At 42.4% G+C, this 21,168-nt stretch carries 1 protein-coding gene (cut by a window edge); it reads left to right on the top strand.

Annotation, left to right across the window (positions count from 1 at the left end; genetic code table 11):
* Positions 1-21,168, top strand: partial view of a PKD domain-containing protein gene (locus tag GXX20_06325; protein ID HHW31275.1) — the 3' portion only. 6,060 nt of this gene lie to the left of the window's left edge; 21,168 of the gene's 27,228 nt are visible here — the last part of the coding sequence; its start codon lies beyond the left edge, outside the window; the stop codon is at positions 21,166-21,168.

The raw sequence follows: 21,168 nt of genomic DNA, 5'->3' as shown, positions 1-21,168 counted from the left end.
TCCTATTCTATAGATGGTTCTGAATGGATTAAAATTGCTACCAATGCAACCATGGGAACAACTACCTTCATATGGGATTCTTCAAATTTAAATGGAGAGATACAGGTACGGGCTGTTGCCAGGGACTCTGTGGGCAATGAAAGTGAACCTTTAATTAAAACATATAGATTTGATAATGAAGCTCCTCCTGTTCCAACTGGTGTTGAGGCTATAGCAGGAGTGCTTTCTGTGCAGCTTAGTTGGCAGCCGGTTACGGCAGAGGATTTGAAGGGTTATATAGTGTACTATGGTGCCAGTGAAGAGAGCTTAGCCTATTGGACAACAGTTAATAGCGACATAACAACTATAACCAAGTTAGACCTAACTCCCGGTGAAACTGTTTATTTCGCAGTTTCCTCTGTGGATAATCTGGGTAACGAAAGTGCCCTTTCACAAATAGCCAGTGCAGAGCCTATATTTGATACAATCCCTCCGGAAATGTTAAGTATAAGTCCCACAGATGGAACCAGAACCTCCGGAAAGGTTAATTTAACTGCTGAAGCAAGTGATAATTATAAAGTAGAAAAAATTATATTCTCTTATGCACCTCAGAATAGTGATGAATGGACTATTATTAAAGAAGTTACTGCTTTGTTAAGTGGAGATGTTTACAGTGCAAATACCGAGTGGAATACTGCAGGTCTGAACGGGATTTACCGGGTTAAGGCTGAAGTAATTGATAAGGGAGGGAACAGGGACTCCATAATTATCAATCTTATACTGGATAATACTCCGCCACCTGTGCCGGAAGGCTTTTCTGCCTTATCACATTCTGGTATAGTAAATCTTTCCTGGAGTGCTGTAATTTCAGATGACATAGCCGGATATAAGATTTACCGGCGTCACGCAGATAGCAGTCAATGGACCAATATTAAGACTATTGAGAAGAATATATTATCCTATATAGATTCTAATGTAAGTGTTGGAGCCACATATTATTACACTATTACGGCTTTTGATGATTTAGGCAATGAAAGCGAAAAATCCGTGGAAATAGAAGTAACCGTCAAGGATTACGAGGTTGTTTTGACATTGTCACCTGAGACAGCTGGTCCCGAGGAGACATTAATCTTTACAGGTTCAGGATATAAACCAGGAGAGAGCACTGAACTCGTTATGGACGGAGATACTTTTATAGCCCGCAAGGCGGCAGATATGAACGGCAACGTCATTATTAGCTGGCGTTTTGTAAAAAATGTCCATCCTGGTTCACATACATTTACCCTTACCGGATTGTCAAGCCATGCATCCGCCCAGGTTGAATTTACAGCCAATGTGGTCATACCGGCTGCACCAGCTGAAGTTGCGGCAGAACCTGCTGAGGTGGAAGTGAATATAAGTTGGAAGCCGGTTACCGGAACTAATATAAAATATTACCGTATCTACCGTAGTACTTATGTGGGAGATCAATGGGGAGAATATGTACTTATAGCTGACAATATTAAAAATACTGTTACAACATATAAAGATATTAATGTAGAAGCAGGAATACCATACCGTTACCAGATTTTAGCCGTGGACATTTACGGAAATGAAGGTGAACGTTCGGATTCTGCCGAAGCTACTCCTTTTTCCGATATTACTCCACCGGTTGCATCCAATTTTAAGACTTCCCGAACCGGAGACATATTAAAGCTTAGTGCTGAAGTAATTGATAATATAGGAGTAAAAACAGTATCCTTTGCGTATAACGAAAACAATATCTGGTATGAACTTGAACCAGTTTTGGTTGACAGCGGAAGAAATGTAAAAACTACTGTTTCTTATTTCTGGGATACGTCAGGCTTGTCTGACGGATATTATGAAGTAAGGATCCGTGCTTTTGACCAGGCTGGCAATGTCAGTATTCCATTATCTACTATTATATATATCAGAACCAGTCCCCCCGAGGCTCCGGAGTATATCAATGCCGTAGCAGGAGAAATGAGGATAGATTTATCCTGGAAAAATGTTAATGATGCCGATCTGGACTTTTACAGGCTTTACCGGAGTACAGAAGGAGGAGAATATGTACTTGTTAAGGAAACTAATCTTCTGTCCTTTATCGATACTAATGTAGAAGCAGGAAGAAACTATTCATATAAGGTAACTGCCGTTGATACCTATGGACATGAAAGTATGCCTGTTATCTCAGATACAGTAATTGTCCTGCCAGATGAAACTCCTCCTGTAATTTCAGGATTTATACCGGCAGAGGGCAGCAAAGTTAACGGAAACGTAAGCATAGCTGTAGTAGCATCGGATAATGTAGGTATTGCAGCTGTAGATTTTGCCTACTCAGATGATGGAGAATCATGGACTGATATACAGAGGGATACTTCCGGAAGCACCATATGGTATACCTTAGATCAAATACCTGATGGTATATATTACATTAAAGCCACTGCCAGGGATGGAGCCGGTAATGAAGCTGTTCTTACCGGAACATATACCGTTGACAATAAAGCACCCATAGCTCCGGTACTTGCCGGAAGTCCGTCAGAGCTGAAAGTCATTCTTACCTGGCAGCCTGGAAGTCTATTGGACGATATTGACCATTACAATATATATAGAGCCTTTTCCAGCGAAGGGGACTTTCAACTTATCGGACAGACAAAAGATACTGTCTATACCGATACCACCATGCCCGCCAATGAAGACAGTTTTTATGCAGTTTCTGCTGCAGATGAATTGGGTAATGAAAGTGCCAGGTCGAATATTGTGCAGCTTCGTCCCGGCAAAGATATTACTCCTCCGGAGATTGATAAATTTGAACCTCTCAGCAGCACACCCCTAAGAGGAGAGGTACTGTTGACTGTTCATGCAGTTGATAATGTAGGAGTGGAAAAATATATATTCTATTATTCTTTTACAGGTACCGGTATGGATAGTAATGGGGATATAGATACAGATACAGATACAGATGCCGGTTCAGGCACTGGTGAAGTAGTCTGGACTGTTTTGGGTGAGATAGAGTCAACCGGCGAAGAGGATGTAGTTCTACTCTGGAATACTCTGGCTGCAGGAACTGAAGGAGAGCCTCTCTATCCTGACGGAAATTACCAAGTGAAAGTTATTGCTGTCGACGTAAATGAAAACAGATCTGAAAGGATACATGAGTATACCCTGGCAAATAATCCTCCTGCACCTCCTCAGGATCTGAGAGTGGATGCAGCAGAGTGGAAACTGGTGGTAAGCTGGGCACCTATCAACAGGGCTGATGTAGACCACTATAAGGTCTACCGTATGGAAGAAGGAGGCTCATGGGAATTAATAGTCAATTACACCACTTCAACTGTTTATGTTGATAAGAAATGTGACCCCGCCAAAACATACTATTATAGAGTTTCTGTGGTAAATGACCTTGACCGTGAAAGTGAATTATCTGATATTGTATCCGGCAGATCATTGCATCAAACCACCCTGCCTGTTATTACTGAGTTAAATCCGGCTGAATTCAGCAGGTTTAACAGCAATGCTGTCATAACTGTAAAGGTAAGCGATTTGGTAGGAATTGCAAGTATAAAGTATGAATTTGCTATTCTTGGAGATTCCACTTTTATTCCCGACGATCTGGTCTGGCATGAAATAGCTGATGTAATTCCGACATTAGAAGGCAATTCCTATATGTCCACTCTTAACTGGGATGTATCCTCACTTCCTCCGGGTTACTTCGCACTTAAGGCTACGGCAATAAACTATGGTAATATAGAAAATACCTTAATAAAAAGATATTTGATTGACAGGATTCCTCCTGATGCACCTACAGAAGTTACTGTTACAGACCCACAAAGCGGAGGAGAACTTGCTATTTCCTGGAATCGCAGCATAGCTGAGGATACTGACCACTATGAAATATATAGAAGTGAAGACCCTAATGGTACTTTTGAAAAGATCGGTGAAACCAGGAGTTTGGTATACAGGGACATAGGGTTGATCAATGGAAAAACTTACTACTATATTATAAAAGCTATTGATGGAGCAGGTAATGCCAGTGATTTTACTCAATGGGTGGGAGCTATTCCTACAGCCAAAAGTGATCTGGCGATGCTTGAAGTGACAGCTGATCCCATTGCACCTGCCTATGGCAGGAGTGCAAAATTAGCAGCAATTGTTACAAACTTTGGTTTTGCCAGGGCAAAAGGTATAGTAATTTTTACACTTGGAGAAGGAGAAAACAGTGAGGAAATCGGCAGGACTGAAATCGTCCTGGGTCAGGGTGAAAGAGGAGAAGCTGTAATTAATTGGACTGTTCCTCAGGGGATTTCTTCTCCGGCTCGAATATATGCTCAGGTCAATACTGATACTGACACAGTAGATATTGATGAAAATAACAATCAGGCGGTGCAGACCTTCAGGCTGAATAAGCCGCCAGTTGCAGAAATTATTGTGCCTGATTCGGTAAAATCAGGAGAAATGGTAACTCTTGATGGCAGCTCCTCAAAGGATGATGACGGAAGTATTGTATCCTACATGTGGAGTACAGGGGATGGAAATATTGAGAAAAAAGGTTCCATATCAACTCACATGTATCAAATTCCAGGAGAATACACCATAGAACTTACCGTCCGCGATAACGATAATTGTGAATCAAAAGCTACCGCCACAATCAATGTCAGTGAAAACCGCCCTGACCTGATTGTCACAGATATTTCCTGGATGCCCCTGGATCCACTGGAAGGAGATACGGTGCAAATTAACGTTACTATTGGAAATCAGGGTTACGGAACTGCCAATATGGGTTTCCTGGTAGGTTTCTATATTGACGGCAAATATATGGGATACCGAAAAGTAGAGCAGCATCTTGAAGTGGGGCAAACAATCAATGTACCCTTTAGCTGGGTTGCAACACCAGGTATTCATGTTTTGAAGGTTGTAGCCAACGACCTATTAGATAATTTAAAGGAAACTACTCTTGAAAACAACTCAAAAACCTGTGCTTTGAGTTCTCAGGCAGTGAATTTTCCTGATGTGGAAGTAGTTTCTGTAACCTGGTCTCCTGATGACAAGCTAGAGCTTTCAAGTGAGGAACCATTTGTATATCGTGTAAGGATTGCAAATAAAGGAAGCAGTGCTGCAGAAAGATTCTTTGTTTCATTATATATAGATGGACAGTGGCAGGCTAAACAGCACGTTAATTACCTGTCACCTGGAAGCACTCTTGATCTCAGTTTTGTTCTGAAGCCTCTTTCCGGAAGCCACACAATTACTGCAAAAGCAGATGATCCAGTTCCTGTTTTAGTTGAACTGGAAACCAATAATAATTCCATGTCTGTTAAAACACCTGAATTTTCTGTAACCTATCCGAAACTTGCCATAGGAGATATTACCTGGAGGCCGGTGGAAACCGTGCTTACTGACGGAACTTCCCTGACAATTGAGACAAAAGTTGCAAATATCAGCGCTTTAGATATAACTCACCGTTTCTGGGTAGATTTCCTGGTAGACGGAATCCTGATAAAGAGCTTGCCTGTGGATAGACTGGCTGCAGGAGAAGAAAAGGAACTCTGGGTACGCTGGCCAGTTACCCCGGGTGTGCATACAATACAGGTAATTGCCGATTCTCAGAGCACTGTTTGTGAAGGGGACTACGGAACAATAAAAGAAGCGGAAACTCCCGAACTTGAACTGATTTATCCAGATCTTACAATAACGGATATTACCTGGTCGCCATTAACGTTAAAATATGGCAGAATGGTAAGTTTTGTGGTCCGGGTAAGCAATCAGAGTGTAGCCACAGTTTTTGACAGCTTTTATGTTTCCCTCTATGTGGATGGTGAAAGAGTAACAGGCAGACGTGTAGATGGATTAAGAGGACACAGCACTGCCATTGTGGGACTAACCTGGGGGTCAAACCTGGTCGGCACTCACAATGTGAAAGTTGTCATTGACGATGAAAACAAGCTGACCTTAAGTCCTCCCGGACCGGACACAAGAAGAGTCTGGGAGAGAACTTTTGAAATAGAAGACGCTTTAATGATGAAAGTAAAATCTCCAAAGGAAGATCCTGATCTGAGATATGCCATTTACACTACCGGAAGCGATTATATTCCTGTATCAGCTGAGTTGTATCTTGGCAGCAACACTGCGAATAAACTGGGACCGCAAGAGGGTATTAGTGTTTCGTATATCCTGGACCCTGCTGATGAAAATGCAGAAGTGATTACAGGTTACTTAGGATTTGATTCCAATAAAAGGGAATTTAAAGGAGAAATACCTATTTTACGCTTAGAAACCGGTATGTACACCCTTATATTGGAAGGTACCGACGGAATTGAAACAGTTACCCAGGATGTTGATATAATGATTATCCGGGAGTTGATTGGCTTAATAGATACTGATAAAGATGAATATCAACGTGAAGAAATTGTTACATTTAGCGGTGTATTGCGCTATAAGGACGGTACACCGGCAGCAAATATAGCCACTGCAGCCATAAAAATTGATAACACCTATTATCCTGTTCAGGTGGATGAAGAGGGAAGATTTGAATATTCAAAAGTATTTGCACCAGGAGATTTTTTTGCACAGATAACGGTAGATCAAATGTCTTGTGGTTACACCGATTTTACTGTTTGGGGTTTGTACACTAAACCTTCCAACCTCACTTTTGTAGCATCAAAGAATTCACAATTTCCGGTAGTAATTGAAGTGTTTAATCCTACCACCGGCAGAGCTGTTACAGGGCTTACGGCTCAGCTCATAGATCTTACTCCGGGAAGTAATGTGCGTGTAACCCTGGATACTTCAACACTGGGCACAGTTATTCCTTCTGAAGAATCTGCCAGTGTTATTATGAACGTAAATGCACCTCTTGATGTAAGTGATACGGCGGAATATAAAATTATATTCTCTACCGCAGAAGGCGCAACAGCCACTACAAATATAAAATTACTTCTGCGGCCTGCAGTTCCTTTCCCTGTATTGGATACCTATTCATTTTTCCTGGCTTCCAATCCGGGCAAGAGTCTTGCACGCACCGTTAAACTTACCAATAAAGGTCTGGGCAGGATGACTGATATTAGAATAGTACCTCCTGCCACATTACCCTGGGTAATACCACAAGGTTTAGGAGATACAGAATTAGAGCCGGGTGAATGGACTACCTTTGATATTCTGGTTTCACCTCCGGAAAACACACCTCTTGGATACTACCAGGATAAGATAACCCTTACAGACGGGAAATACAGTGTATCATTGGATATTGGAGTGGAAGTGACAACCGCCAACACCGGTTCCGTGAGTTTCCTGGTACAGGATGAAGGCGGAGTCAGAGTATCCAATGCAGAAGTGACCCTGATAAGCAAAGAACCCTATGTCAAGATTGTGGGCGGCAAGGAATCATATTACTATCAGAATTATTTGGCCCGGACAGATGAAAACGGAATTGCCACCTTTGATGATAAACCTATCGGAGATTACAGATATATTGTACGATCCCTTGGTACCAGGACCTTAGATGGCGAGACTCAGATTATGCCTGCTTCAGAAGCAACCCTGGTTACAGTTACAGTAGAAAATGAACCGGTTAAAATAGAATGGACTGTAACACCCACCACTATTGCAGATGAGTATGATATTCAGTTAAAGATGGTATTTGGAGCAAACCTGCCTAAACCTAAGCTTGGGATAATGCCTCCCTGGATTAATATACCAACCCAGGTTGAAGAACCGATGATTTTTGAGGCAACAGTAGTCAATCTCAGCCTTATTGCCATTACTGATGTAGTGGCTGAGGTAGTACGGGAAAACTTCACTGATACAGGTATCAGTATTGTGGGTGGAGGTTATATAGGAGAGCTGGCAGCCCACGAGAGCGCCAAAATAAAAATCAGGGTGGCGCCGGGACGCTATATTATGAACAGTGACAACGAAAAAGGTCCATTGAATTTCATAAGATTCCATGGCAATTATGTAAGTTTTGATCCTGATACCGGCCTGCCAATGTATCCGCCGGAGGGAATAGAGGCAAAGATACCCCTTTGCAATCCTACACCGCAAAAAGTAGAGATAGAAATCAGAAGAGATGAAGAAGAGGAATCCATAAAAATGGAGATGAATATGGGAAGCGGATTGAAAATGACCGGCGGAGGCCCGCCTGCTGTTGGTAGCGGCAGCGGAGACGGCAGCGGAACCGGTGCCGGAGTATACGAGATAATGACATTGACTCTGGACCAGAAAGCCAATCTGGAAAGGCAGGCCTTTAATGCCACTTTGAAAATTACAAACGGTTATGGCAGCAAAGCGCTGGAGAATTTATCTGTACGGGTGGTTATTACCGATCTGGACGGCAATGAAGTAACAGGAAATATGTTTATTATACCTACCGGACTTTCAGGCATGGCTGCTTTGGACGGTTCAGATTCCTTAAGTCCGGCCAAAACCATGGTGGCTGACTGGCAGCTGATTCCCGGGGAAGGTTTGGGAGGTACCGATCCTGATGGTCAGGTCTATCTTGCAAAAGCTATTATTTCATATTATATAGATGGACGTTATGTAGAAACTCAGACACAGTCAGAAGAGATTACAATTGTTCCACAACCAAAGATTATACTTCATTACTATCTGCCGAAGGAAGTTACTGCCGGAGAACCATTCAGACTTGGAGTAATTGCAGAAAATATCGGAGATGGCTGGGGCAGAAATTTGACCATCGATTCCGGACAGATTAAAATTGAATCCAACCAGGCAGGTGTCCTGGCGGATATAAGAATAATTGGCACTTCTTTTGGATCTTATGGTGGAGGCGGATTTAGGCTTACCCTGGGTGATATTCCTCCACACGGCCAGGTAGGAGGATATTGGATTGTAAAGTGGACTTCTTACGAAGATACCCAGGATTACAGTAGACCACCCAAGGGAGAATTCAGAGAATTTACAGCTACATTAAGCCACAGGGATTATAAGGGTGTGCAGCTAAATCCCCTTATAGTGGGCGTAACCACCGAGATAATAGGTAGAGATAACCTCTTTGCCGATGCCGTGGATCCTGATATGGCACTGACACTGATTGATGAAGGATATACAGGATTCCCGAGCCACTTGATTAATATGAAGTATGGTATAAGACTGCCTGTATATGTACCGGAGTCTCTGGAGGTTACCAAGCAGCCCGAGCCTCTGGACAGAACTCTCATGTTCAGGGTTCCTGCTCCGGAAGGAGATCCCATGGCGCCGGATACTCCACATTACCAGGTGCTGCTTTTGAAGGATCCTCTCCCTGGAGTTTCTATCCGTTCGGTACAGAGAATTGTAGAGGGCAATGAGAGCTTAAATGCAACTCTCAGCTACAACAATGTTTGGAAGGCCAACGGAAACATTTATATCGTAGATGAAATACCCAGGGATAATGAACAGTATTATCAATGTTCATATTTGGTAGACTTTAGAAGCGGTGCCCAGATTACAGCAGTGGAATATGCACAGTGGGCTTTTGAAGGTCTTGCCAGTGATTGGGAAAAAGACAGGTACCTGGTCTGGTATGATATAGGTCATCTACCTGATGAAGGTGATAAAGTGTCTATAAGGGCATGTGTATATAATACCGGCAGCGACAGTGAAAGCGGCATAGTAGAGTTTTTCATTGTAAAAGAGGATTCAGACCAGGAGATAAAGATAGGGCAGGGAAGCTTCAGTCTGGAACCTTTGTATAATCAATATGTTTATACGGAATGGACCTCGGAAGAAGGAGGCAATTACAAGATAATTGCACGGATTAAAAATAACGATTCTCCGGAGGCAACCGGCGAAACGCTAATGCAGGTGAACTACCGTCCCTATGCCGATGCTGGGGTGGACTTCTTTACAGATGTATTAACACCTACCCGTTTTGACGGTACCCGTTCTTTTGATAAAGATGGATTTATAGTGAGTGCAATCTGGGATTTCGGAGACGGAGAATCAGCAGGAGGGTTGACACCTACTCACAAGTATCTGAACTCAGGAACATATAAAGTAAAGGTAACTGTAACGGATAATAACTGGGCTTCAAGTACAGCAGAAATGCAAATTACTGTAAGGGAAACAAGGGCAGATTTAAGAGTGACAGATATCCGGATTTCACCAGATAGTCCGGAAGAAGGAGAAATTGTTACTGTTACAGGTACAGTTTATAACGGTGGATATGCCGTTACTGATAAGCCCTTCCTGGTAAGCTTCTATGTAGATTATAAATATCAGAATTATGTGCGTATAATGGATCCTATTGCTCCCGGCGAATCCAGAAATGTTGCCTTTACCTGGGTGAATACTCCCGGCAATCACATGTTTACCATTAAAGCCAACGACTTTGGCCATCCGGTGGATGAAGCAGATTTTGAGAACAACCAGAGGAGTATTCCACTTGATACAGATCATGCCTATTTCCCCAATGTAAAGGTAAATAGTATCAGTTGGGGTGGACCAATAAACGGAAGATGCGGTTGGAATGATACTGTTACCATTACCGCAGAAATAGAGAATGACGGTACGGCAGATGCCGAAAGCTTTAACGTTGCTTTCTTAATAGACGATGAAATGGTATGGACTCAAAGAGTTCCCGGACTGTCCTCCAGCCCCGGTTCAAACAAAGTGATTGTTGGTATGGACTGGAAGGTAACCAAGCCTGGAATCCATACAATAAGAGTAGTTGCCGATTCTCCCATTCCGCATCTGGTTGAACTTTCCCAGGAGGACAATGCCTTAGAAATTGAAACTCCGGATATAAGACTTATTTATCCGGATATAACCATCAAAAACATGGATTTCAGCCCCAATAACGGAGTTCTAAGACCGGGGCAGCCGCTGGTAATACTTGCGACCGTGGTAAATAACGGAGAAACTTCTACAAATAGCCCCTTCACTGTAACATTCTATGCCGGAGGACAATATTTAGGCATTAAAGAGATAGGAGAACTGGGAGGGAAACAGGAGGCAAATATTGCCTTTGTATGGAACAGACCACAACCGGGAATTAATGTAGTCAGGGCGATTATAGATGAACGGGATGATATTAAGGAAACTGACGAAGAAAATAACACATTTGAAGCAGTAACACCTGAGATGTATGTTAAACTGCCGGAATTGACAGTTGAGAGTGTGGAAACATTACCGCCTACCGGTACAGCTAAGTTTGGAGATACATTGATTACGTCCGTGCAGTTGAAAAATACCGGTGAGGCACCAATTAATATAGGATTTACAACTGCACTGTTTGTAAATAACAAACAGGTGGGATCCTTTATAACATCAAACGGACTGCAGCCCGGAGAGACTACCGTTGGCACAATTGAGTGGAAAGCTGAAACAGTACCCACAAGTCCCTATTACAAGCTGGCGGTATTTGCCGATGTAAGTGGCGCGGTGAATCTTGCTAATCGTGAAAAGGCCACCTTTAACACAGTATATACTGTGACAGGTGCTCTTGAAATAGATGGATGGAGCGAAAGAGAAACCTGGACTGTGGCTGAGAAACCGGTATTTAAGCTGCTTGCCAGGTCAACGGATGAACCCTGGAGGCTTTTAGGACCCGAAAACGGTGTTTCAGCAACAATATATGTATATGATTTTGAAAACGTAGTCGAGGGTATTACCGAGGGTGAACCACTGTGGAATGGCAATATGACTTATGACATCCTCGAAGGGGCATTCGTAGGAGAAATCGAGCCATCACTAATTGGAGAAGGGCTAGACCCTGGAAATTACTGGGCATACGTGGTTGCACAGAGAGGTGAAGAAGAGGCAGCCTCAGCTATACCTTTCAAGCTGGTACAGGATTATTCAGTAACTGTCAACATAGAAAAAACAACCTATAACGTGGATGAACCAATTTTGATGAACGGGCAGGTATTGGACACCGAAGGAAATCCCTTGCCGGGAATACCCGTTATGCTGAGAGTAGTGGGTGAAGAGGAATTTATATGCGATAGCGAATATAATGAAGAAGAAGGAAAGCTTGTACCTCTTGTATCGGATGAGGAAGGAAAGTTTACTTCAAGCCTGCTCCTTCCCTATGGATATGGAGGGACCTATTCTCTTACCGCATTCGCCAATTTTGGAGGAGCAGAAAAGGCAAGCAACTCCAGGGTCTTCTATGTTGAGGGGCCTTACCTTGCCATGCCCCAAGAAATAAAGATTACCCAGGGCTATTCAGTCAAACAGGAAGTATCTATTACTAATGTGGGAACAATTAATCTTACAGGTTTTGAGTTTAGTTCACAATTCCCTGAGGGTGCGGACTTAAGCGCAGCATTAACCGGAAATATTCCAGAGCTTCTGGGACCTGCCCGCCAGGAAACATTTACTCTGGAAATAAGTGCAGCTTCAGATGCTGAACCTGGTGAGTACGAGACAATATTCACTGTTCAGACCCGGGAAGGATATTTTACCAGTATGTCAGTAAAGATCATTGTTGAAGAAGCTGTACCAAAGTACAGTATTGATGTAAACGGAGAACAGGCCAGAAAGATTGTTGCTGCAGCATTAAAGCCGGGCGAAACTTCCACTCAGATTGTTCATGTGGCAAATATAGGTACTGCACCAATCGTGGATATCCATGTGACACCACCTGCTAAATTACCATGGGTTACAATAAGTGCAAGCGGTACAGAATTAGTTTTACCCATTAAAGGCAGAACCATCAGGGATGAAAATACTATTGCAAGCATTCTTGTGACCATTACCCCGGAGATACAGGTGCCGCCGGGAACATATAATGATGAAATAATAATTACCTCCAACGCAGGAGATGCTAAGGTACCACTGACGATATATGTAGGTCCGGACAAGGTAGGTACAATTGTACTACAGATTGTGGATCAGGACTATATTCCTGTTCCTGAAGCGGTTGTAACTCTCTATGGACCTCACTCCACACCGGGTGAGCAACCTGCTACTCCTGTAGTCCACAGGGGAACAACCTACTATGACGGTACAGTTACATTTATGAATATACAGGCAGGAACCTATACATTAACAGCCAGAGCTGCATATCACAATGATGTGCAAATGACCTTGGAAGTTCCGGCGCTTATTGATCTCGAACCCTTGCCTGTGCAAATGGAAAAAATACCATTTACTTTGAGTTATGATTATAGAACATTGATTGAAACTCAATCAGCCATAGTTACCGGAGGGAATTATGAAGACGCCGTGCTCAGGGCAACTATGCCTCCGGCTGCGGCTATACCCAGCCTGGAAGCAAACTTCCCAGGTTCGGAATTCTGGTATACCTATCAACTGTCTGAAGCGGGCAACAATTTTGCAGTAAGAAATCCTTCTACTGAAGGAAGTGTCTATGATGTTGAGGCAAGAATAGCTGATCAGGATGAAGCCCTTCCCGAAGGTTCAATCAGGTTGAGGTTTAAGAATCAGGTTGGCGGAACCTCTGTGCTAAGCCTTGGGGAATTTGGCCCTGAAGCTGTTGAAGAGATATACTGGGATGTAGATTTGGAAAAATTCTATGATCCAGCGGATATTCTGCCTATGGAAGCAGAATGGGATTATCAGGTTATATTCCCTGAAGGAACTACTCCTGAGCGGATTGCTGCATGGGAGAAAATACTTGGATACAACCATACTGTACTAAAGCTGGATTATAATGAAGAAACGGGAGTCTACCAATATCATATAGTACCAAAGAATACCGTAGCACAACCTTATATTCCTGACAACAGGATACCTAAGTTCTATGGAGACAACTACATCTTTGATTTTAATATACAGTTTACAGGTAACCGCTTTACTACCAGCGGCGAATGGGAAAGCATCTCTTATAAAGTACCCGTACGTCTCCATTATCAGCCATATGATGCCATATCGGTACCTGTACCTGCTGACGACAAGCAGGAGACAAAAGTTATGGCAGCTTTTACTAAACAATCAAAGACTCCGCCGGCGCAGAAGAAGAGGACTTATCCCTGGTATCCTCCTACAAAAGCTCAACTAAGGGCATGGCAGATGTATGAACAGGGCGAAGGAGACAGCAGGTATTTCAGTAAAAACTTCCTTGAGTTCATAACTTCGGTACCTAAAGAAAAACCTGAACAAATAGGACCAGCTATAGGAGATCTTTCATTCTCTCAGGAAGTAGTCACCGAGCAGGAAGTATTTACTGCCAAATTTAACCTGTTCAATCCTTCTAAATATAAGTTGTTGGAAAATGTCAAATTAGAAGTGATTGTAACTGATGGGACCATCGATGAGAATGGCAGATTGTCAGAGGGAGCAAGGATATATAACAACAGGTTTAACATTAGACCTTTGATAGCAATAAATGGAAAGTCCATCAGTTCGGAACCTGGCGAACCGGGTGAACCGGATGTTGAGGATGGAGATTATGATGACTCATTAGGAAATGGAATTTATAACTGGGTAGTCATGCCGGAAAGCGAGCTTTCTGTGCTCTGGCAGCTTAATGCCGACCCGGGCCTTGCCGAAACCAGAATGTTTAATGATGAACTGGACAGCAAGCTGCTGGATCTTGCTGAGTATATACAAAACGCAGGCACTTATACTGCATATATACGCTACAGCTTTATCCTTGAGGGTCAATTGTATGAAGGTTATACAAAGGGACAGCGCATAAAGATTGAACCCCAGCCTAAACTCTTTGTCAGCTATGCACTGGAGAAACAAGAAGGAGAGATATATGACCTGATAATAAAAGCTACCAATGCCGGTGAAGGGACAGCCCGTAATGTAACCTTTGGAATGCCCTCCATACCGGGGATGATCGAAGGGCAGATAATCCAGGTGCTTTCCTCTTATTCAGATTATGCAGGTGAAAGGCAGGGAGGAGGATCCCTGAATGTGGGTAATATTCAGCCGGGTGAAACAGCGGCAGGAAAATTCACAATTATGGGTGCCGGCCTTGAAAATATAGCGAAATTGCCTACTATTACTGTGGAAACAAAGAGGAGTCCATTCAATCCTAATATTATTACAGTGCCTCTTACCATGCAACGGGCTTACTACAGTGACTTTGACGAATTAAGAAATGAAATTGACAGGCTGGAAGAGAACCTCCATAAAATAATGGAGAGAGCAGGAAGTGACCTGGGCGGAGTTGTGGTAGATGCTTTTGATTTCGCCCGGCAGCAGCAGGCAGTAGTTTCCTGGAGCAGCATGATAAACCACACCAAAGCCTTTATCAATTTAATTAATTTTGCTAATTCTTTCAAACCCAAAACAGGAAGTCTCATCGATTTCTTCAAGGAGGACGACGGCGAAACAAATTATGACTTACCCATTGAGTTTTATGACAATCCTATGGAGGCTGATTCTCAGAAGAGTCTGCTGAATAGCCCCATATACTTTAATACAAAGAGTGTTTATTGGGATAGTTTAAAGGATGCTCTTAAATCCAACATGAATTCGTTGCTAAAATCAGCTCCTGAAAAATCATCAAGGATATTATCGACGATTGAATCTTTGAACCGCATGACTGAGGATGATATTGCGTTAATGGCCTATTACCTGACTAAGAGAAAGGAAATATTACAAGAAATTGATCAGATAGAGGAAGAATTGGAAAAAATCAAAAAAGAAAGGCCTTCAGCAATCAATAAGTCTATTGCAGCAGTAAGAACATTGCAAAAAGAAGAAGACAGCCTTATTGAGCATTTAAACGATAGCATCTTTATTTACTGGGAGGTAAAGGGAGAAGAATTTACCTCGTACAAGGAAGAAGCTGATTATTATCTGGAGCAGGCGGGAGTTGCTTTCAGTTCTGCCGAGATGCATACAGGTGAACAAAAGACAGTATGGATTAATATGGGTAAGGATTTCTTCAGAGCGGCAAAGGAGAACCAAATCCTGGCGGAAAGTGCCCTGAGCAGTTTAATCCTTGAAGCACACGATCAAGTGAAAGCTCTTCTGGAAAAGCTTAGGCAAGTATATCTTGAAAAGGTCCTGCTTGCCAATGAACCTCTGAAGCTGGTTCAGGCTCAGTATGAACGTGAGCTGGAACTTGAGGAACTGAAAGGTCGTAAGGCAAAGATAGAAGGGCATCTGTTTGAAAATCATATTGATGTGGAGATAATTGACCTTGGAGCTCCGAATTTGGGCAAGATAACTGATATATATAACGCTCTTACGGATCTGAAGGAATTAACAGCTGTTTTTGATATTCTGCCTGAATGGGCAGAGTCCCTGGGAAATCTTGCATATAATGCCCGTATGGAAGGATATGCTCCTGATAAGATGGGGCAGCTCTTGCAGAATTATGTGAATGAAATATATGCCTTAACCGGTGGCAGGGAAATTCCTGAAGATCAAATGAATGAATTCATCAGTGAACTGCAGCAAATTAACATAGATAGTGAGAGAACCAAGCGGCTGCTTACCGAAGCAATCATGTACCTACCCTTCTATGCGGACGTAAGCAGGAATTCTCTTGCCGGAGATGACGGAAACTTCATACCTGAGTCCACGGAAAGAATGGTACTGGAAATAAGAAATGAAATTGAAGGAGCTGAAAAATTTGATATTTTTGAGATGCAGGAAAAGGTCACTGAGTTGCTTGACCAGGCAAGGGCAATTCTTGAAGTTTATGAACATCCTGCTGATACTCCTTCATATTATCCCACTGAAGTATTGATAAATTACCTAAAGAGTGTCAATACAAAACTGGAGAACGGGTGGGAACTGGGTAATTATCCCAACCTCTGGCTCTATGACGGATATGATGACCAGATAGTACCTTTGAACTACAATCTTGGAGAAACTTACCGCGCTCAGAACGAATTTTACATGACCCTGGCAAGCGGCAGCAGCCTGCTTGAAGAGCGCTACATGATAGAAACCTATAAGACTATGGGTATGATAGTTAACCTGACGATGGGAATGATGGGTGGCTTAAGCGGAGGTATAGCAGGTACTGCGGTAAGCATGGGAATAGATACCATAACCGGCTACTACGATGATGCTCTTGGAATGTGGGAGAGCACTCTTGCTCAGCGGCAAGGTTCGCTAAATTCTATCGTAGGAGAGCAACTGGCCAATAACTATATGGTAATTGCCAACACTCTCAACCGTGAAGTGGGCGTGGCACAGTCAGTTCTGAATGTACTGGAAGCTGTGGATAAATGGCGTAAGATTGACCCGCCTCTGCCCTTGACGGCGAGGAGTTTCCAGATTCCGGATGTAGTAATGGAAAGAGGTAATACATCCGAAAGCAGTGCGATACTTGTTATCAGGAATGACCATAGCGGAACTTTGGATATTGCTCCCTATTTGCTAATATTCGATGATAAAGGGCTGATCAGCGTAAATGACGGAGATTCTGTTTCAATACTGCCCGGTGAAACAACAGTCCTCAACATTCCTTTCTATATTCCTAGGTCGACATTGGTTGACGCAGGTGGATTTTTTGGAGCCGTGATGTTCGATGTTTCCGAACCAGGGACAATGTCTATCGGAGGAACGCAAGGACCTTACCTGAGTTACTTCTTTGTAGGTTCCAGAGCAGAAATAGATGCTGTACGCGCAAATTATAAGACTTCACAGCCTTTGGGCAGGGAGATAGGCGCAGGTGAACAGGATAGGCAGGAATTCAATGTATCTGGAACCACCGGAGAGCTGCGGCTCTTCCTGGCAGCACAACCAGGTGCCGGATTAGAATGGAGCCTTACTGATCCCAATGGCAATATTATATCTGTAACACTTAATACAGAAAATGGAACGATAATTAATAATATAAGCAATGCTGAGGTAGGCAAACTGTATAATAACGGTGATTATATCAGGATAACAAATCCTTCAGGAGGAAAATATACAGTAAGTGTATCAGTACCGGAAGATAGCCTTGATACCTGTTATACAGTGGGTGTTCTGGAGATCCCGGATTTAGGCGTTGTACCTGAAATTATTGTGCAGAGAGAGGTTTATAGCGGAGACAGGGAAGCTGCATTTAAAGTCCAGATTTTTGAAACCGGAATGAAATACGATATTGATACTATCAGTTACTCAATCACTGATCTTACAGACGAAAACGGAAATATCATACCTGTTGAAGTTATAACCTTCACGGGCAGGGACGGAACCGATTTACCCGTATATCTGCCGGCAGGAGGAGGAACTAGAGTAATTGGGCAGATAGATGTACCGGAAAATATACCTGACGGCAAATACCAGGGAACTGTTTCCATAACAATAGAAGGAACTAATCTCAATCCGGGATTGTATAGTATTACAGGGAAATTCCCTGATAATGTTCCCGGAGCTTCATGGAAAATTGAAAGCTGGACTGAAGTAGAATCCGGAAAACCAATCTATAATAAGTTGACCTATTCTTGCCCGATTTCCTTTGTTCTGGATACTTCAATTCCAGAAGCACCATATGAATTTATTGTACATGATCCGGAGACTTCCACTCCTAATATTGTTAAAGTTGAAGGAACGGTTAACGGCAAACCATTAGTTTGCATACTGATAGATGAAGCACCGGCTGCATTATTGCCGGTTGACGAAGACGGAAAATTCAGTGCAAGCTTGTTATTGTACCAGCCTGGTACTTACCAGATATCAGCCAGATCGGTAAATCTTTTGGGAGTATACAGTGAGCCGACGACAGCACAGCAGGTAGTAATAACCGGTACAGGTCCTGTATATAGCAAAGACGCTTCGTTAGCTGCCCTGATGGTTGATGGCCAGTTGATAGCAGGATTTGCACCGAATGTGTTTGAGTATTATGTAACTCTTCCTTCAGGAACGACAGAAGTGCCTGAGGTAAGTGCAATTGCCAGCGACAGTAAGGCGGATGTGAAGATAACACAGGCTGCAACAGCAAAAGGTGTGGCTGTGGTAGCTGTTACAGCTGAAGACGGAATAACCAGGAATACTTATGCTGTATACTTTAATGTAGCAAGCAGCAATGATGCTACATTAAAGGAGATAAAAGTAAATGGAGCAGATATAAGCGGATTTGATCCGGGAGTTTATGCATATACAGTGAAACTTCCTTTTGGAACGACAGTAGTTCCTGTGGTTTCAGCGGCAGCAAATGATATCAATGCAATTATAACTGTAACTCAGGCAGGAAGTGTAACCGGTACAGCAACGATTAGAGTTGTAGCTGCTGATGGAATTACTGAGCAGATATATATTGTTAAGTTTATAGTAGCACCTAATACCGATGCAAACTTGAGTGACCTGAAGATAGATGGAGTGACTATAGATGGGTTTGATCCTTCTATCACAAATTATAATAAAGTTCTTCCTTATGGAACTACAGTGGTACCTGTGATTACTGCAACAGCGACAGATGCTAACGCCACTGTAACCGTAACCCAGGCGGCAAGCTTGCCAGGTACAGCAATAATTCAAGTAACAGCAGCTGACAGAGTAACAACCAAGACTTATACAATCAGATTCACCGTGGCAGCTAACACCGATGCAAGCCTGAGAGAGTTGAAGGTGGATGGAGAGACTGTGGAAGGATTTGATCCTTTGATCACAGATTATGATATAGTTCTGCCATATGGAACAACAGAAGTACCCGAAGTAACAGCAACAGCAACAGATGCTAACGCCGCTGTAACCGTAACCCAGGCAGCAAGCTTGCCAGGTACAGCAACAATCCAAGTAACGGCAGCTGATGGAGCAACAACCAAGACTTATACAATTAACTTCACAGTAGTAGTATTAGAAAGAATAGAAATAACTTCTCCTGCACGCAAGTTGACCTACTATGTAGGAGAAGCACTTGATATAAGTGGTTTAGTTGTAACAGGAACATTCAGCGACGGTACAACCGCAGTACTTCAAATAACAGTCAATAACATAAGTGGCTTCGATAGCAGCAGACCTGTAGTATCTCAAACATTGACTATAACAATAGATGGGAAAACTGCAACCTATAACATTATGATAATGCAGACTCCTGGAGGTGGAGGAGGTATAATTATAATACCGCCTGATCCTGATAAGGATAAAACCGGTCCTGACAAAGAAAAACCAGATACAGGCAAAGAAGAATCTGACTTAAATGCAGTAGTGAGCAACGGTGATATTAATATTAATATTGAACTGGAGATTGACAGTGATACAAATATCGCCGAAGCGAAAATTGATGAAGCTACTCTAGGGGATATATTAGAGAATACAGAAACTGATGAAACAGGACTTAAGACAGTTACCATTGATATACCGGTTGTTGAGGATGCTGTGGCATATAAGCTTACTATGCCCTCAGGCGCCATTAATTCCACAGAACTAAGTAATGCAACTGTAATAAAAACTGAAATTGCTACTATTATCTTACCGTCCAACATGCTTTCACCGGGAACAAGGATCAAGGATAAAAAGGTATCTTTAATAGTAGCTCCAGGAGATAAGTCAGGTTTGTCAGAAGAATTACAGGCAGAAATAGGCAATAGACCACTTATTAAGTTAGAATTAGAAATAGATGGCAAAAAGATAGATTGGGAGAATAAAAACGCTCCGGTACAAGTGTCTATTCCTTATAAGCCTACCAAAGAAGAGTTGGCTGACCCTGAGCATATCACTGTATGGTATATTGACGGAGCAGGAAATGTCATACCCATAAGTAATGGACGTTATGATCCCGAAACAGGTATGGTAACGTTCAGTGTTACACATTTCAGCCAGTTTGCAGTAGTATATGTTAAGAAAACCTTTGAAGATATTGAACAAATAAGCTGGGCTAAGAAACAAATTGAAGTATTGGCTTCGAAAGGAATCATTAAAGGTATCAATGAAAAAGAGTTTGCTCCCAATGCCAACATTACCAGAGCAGATTTTGTACTGCTGTTAGTCAGAACACTTGGCCTGAATGCTGATTTTGAAGAAAACTTTGAAGATGTTAAACAAGGAGACTATTACTATGAAGCTATAGGTATTGCACGGAAATTAGGTATCGCTTTAGGTCAGGGCAATAACTTATTTAATCCAAGAGATACCATCTCAAGACAGGATATGATGGTATTGACAGAAAGAGCGTTAAGAATGCTGAATATGATAGACAAAGTTTCATCTATTACAGAAATTAATAAGTTTAGTGATAATGAACAAATTGCTGCATATGCAAGAGAAAGCATAGAAGCCTTAGTAAGAGAAGGATTAATAAAAGGTGATGGAATCCGGATTAATCCTTTAGGTAAAACCACCAGAGCAGAAGCAGCAGTATTCTTGTACAGAATTTATAATAATTAA

The sequence above is a fragment of the Clostridiaceae bacterium genome, from assembly GCA_012840395.1.
Classification (GTDB): Bacteria; Bacillota; Clostridia; order Acetivibrionales; family DULL01; genus DULL01.
This window is presented reverse-complemented; position numbering and strand designations above follow the sequence as displayed.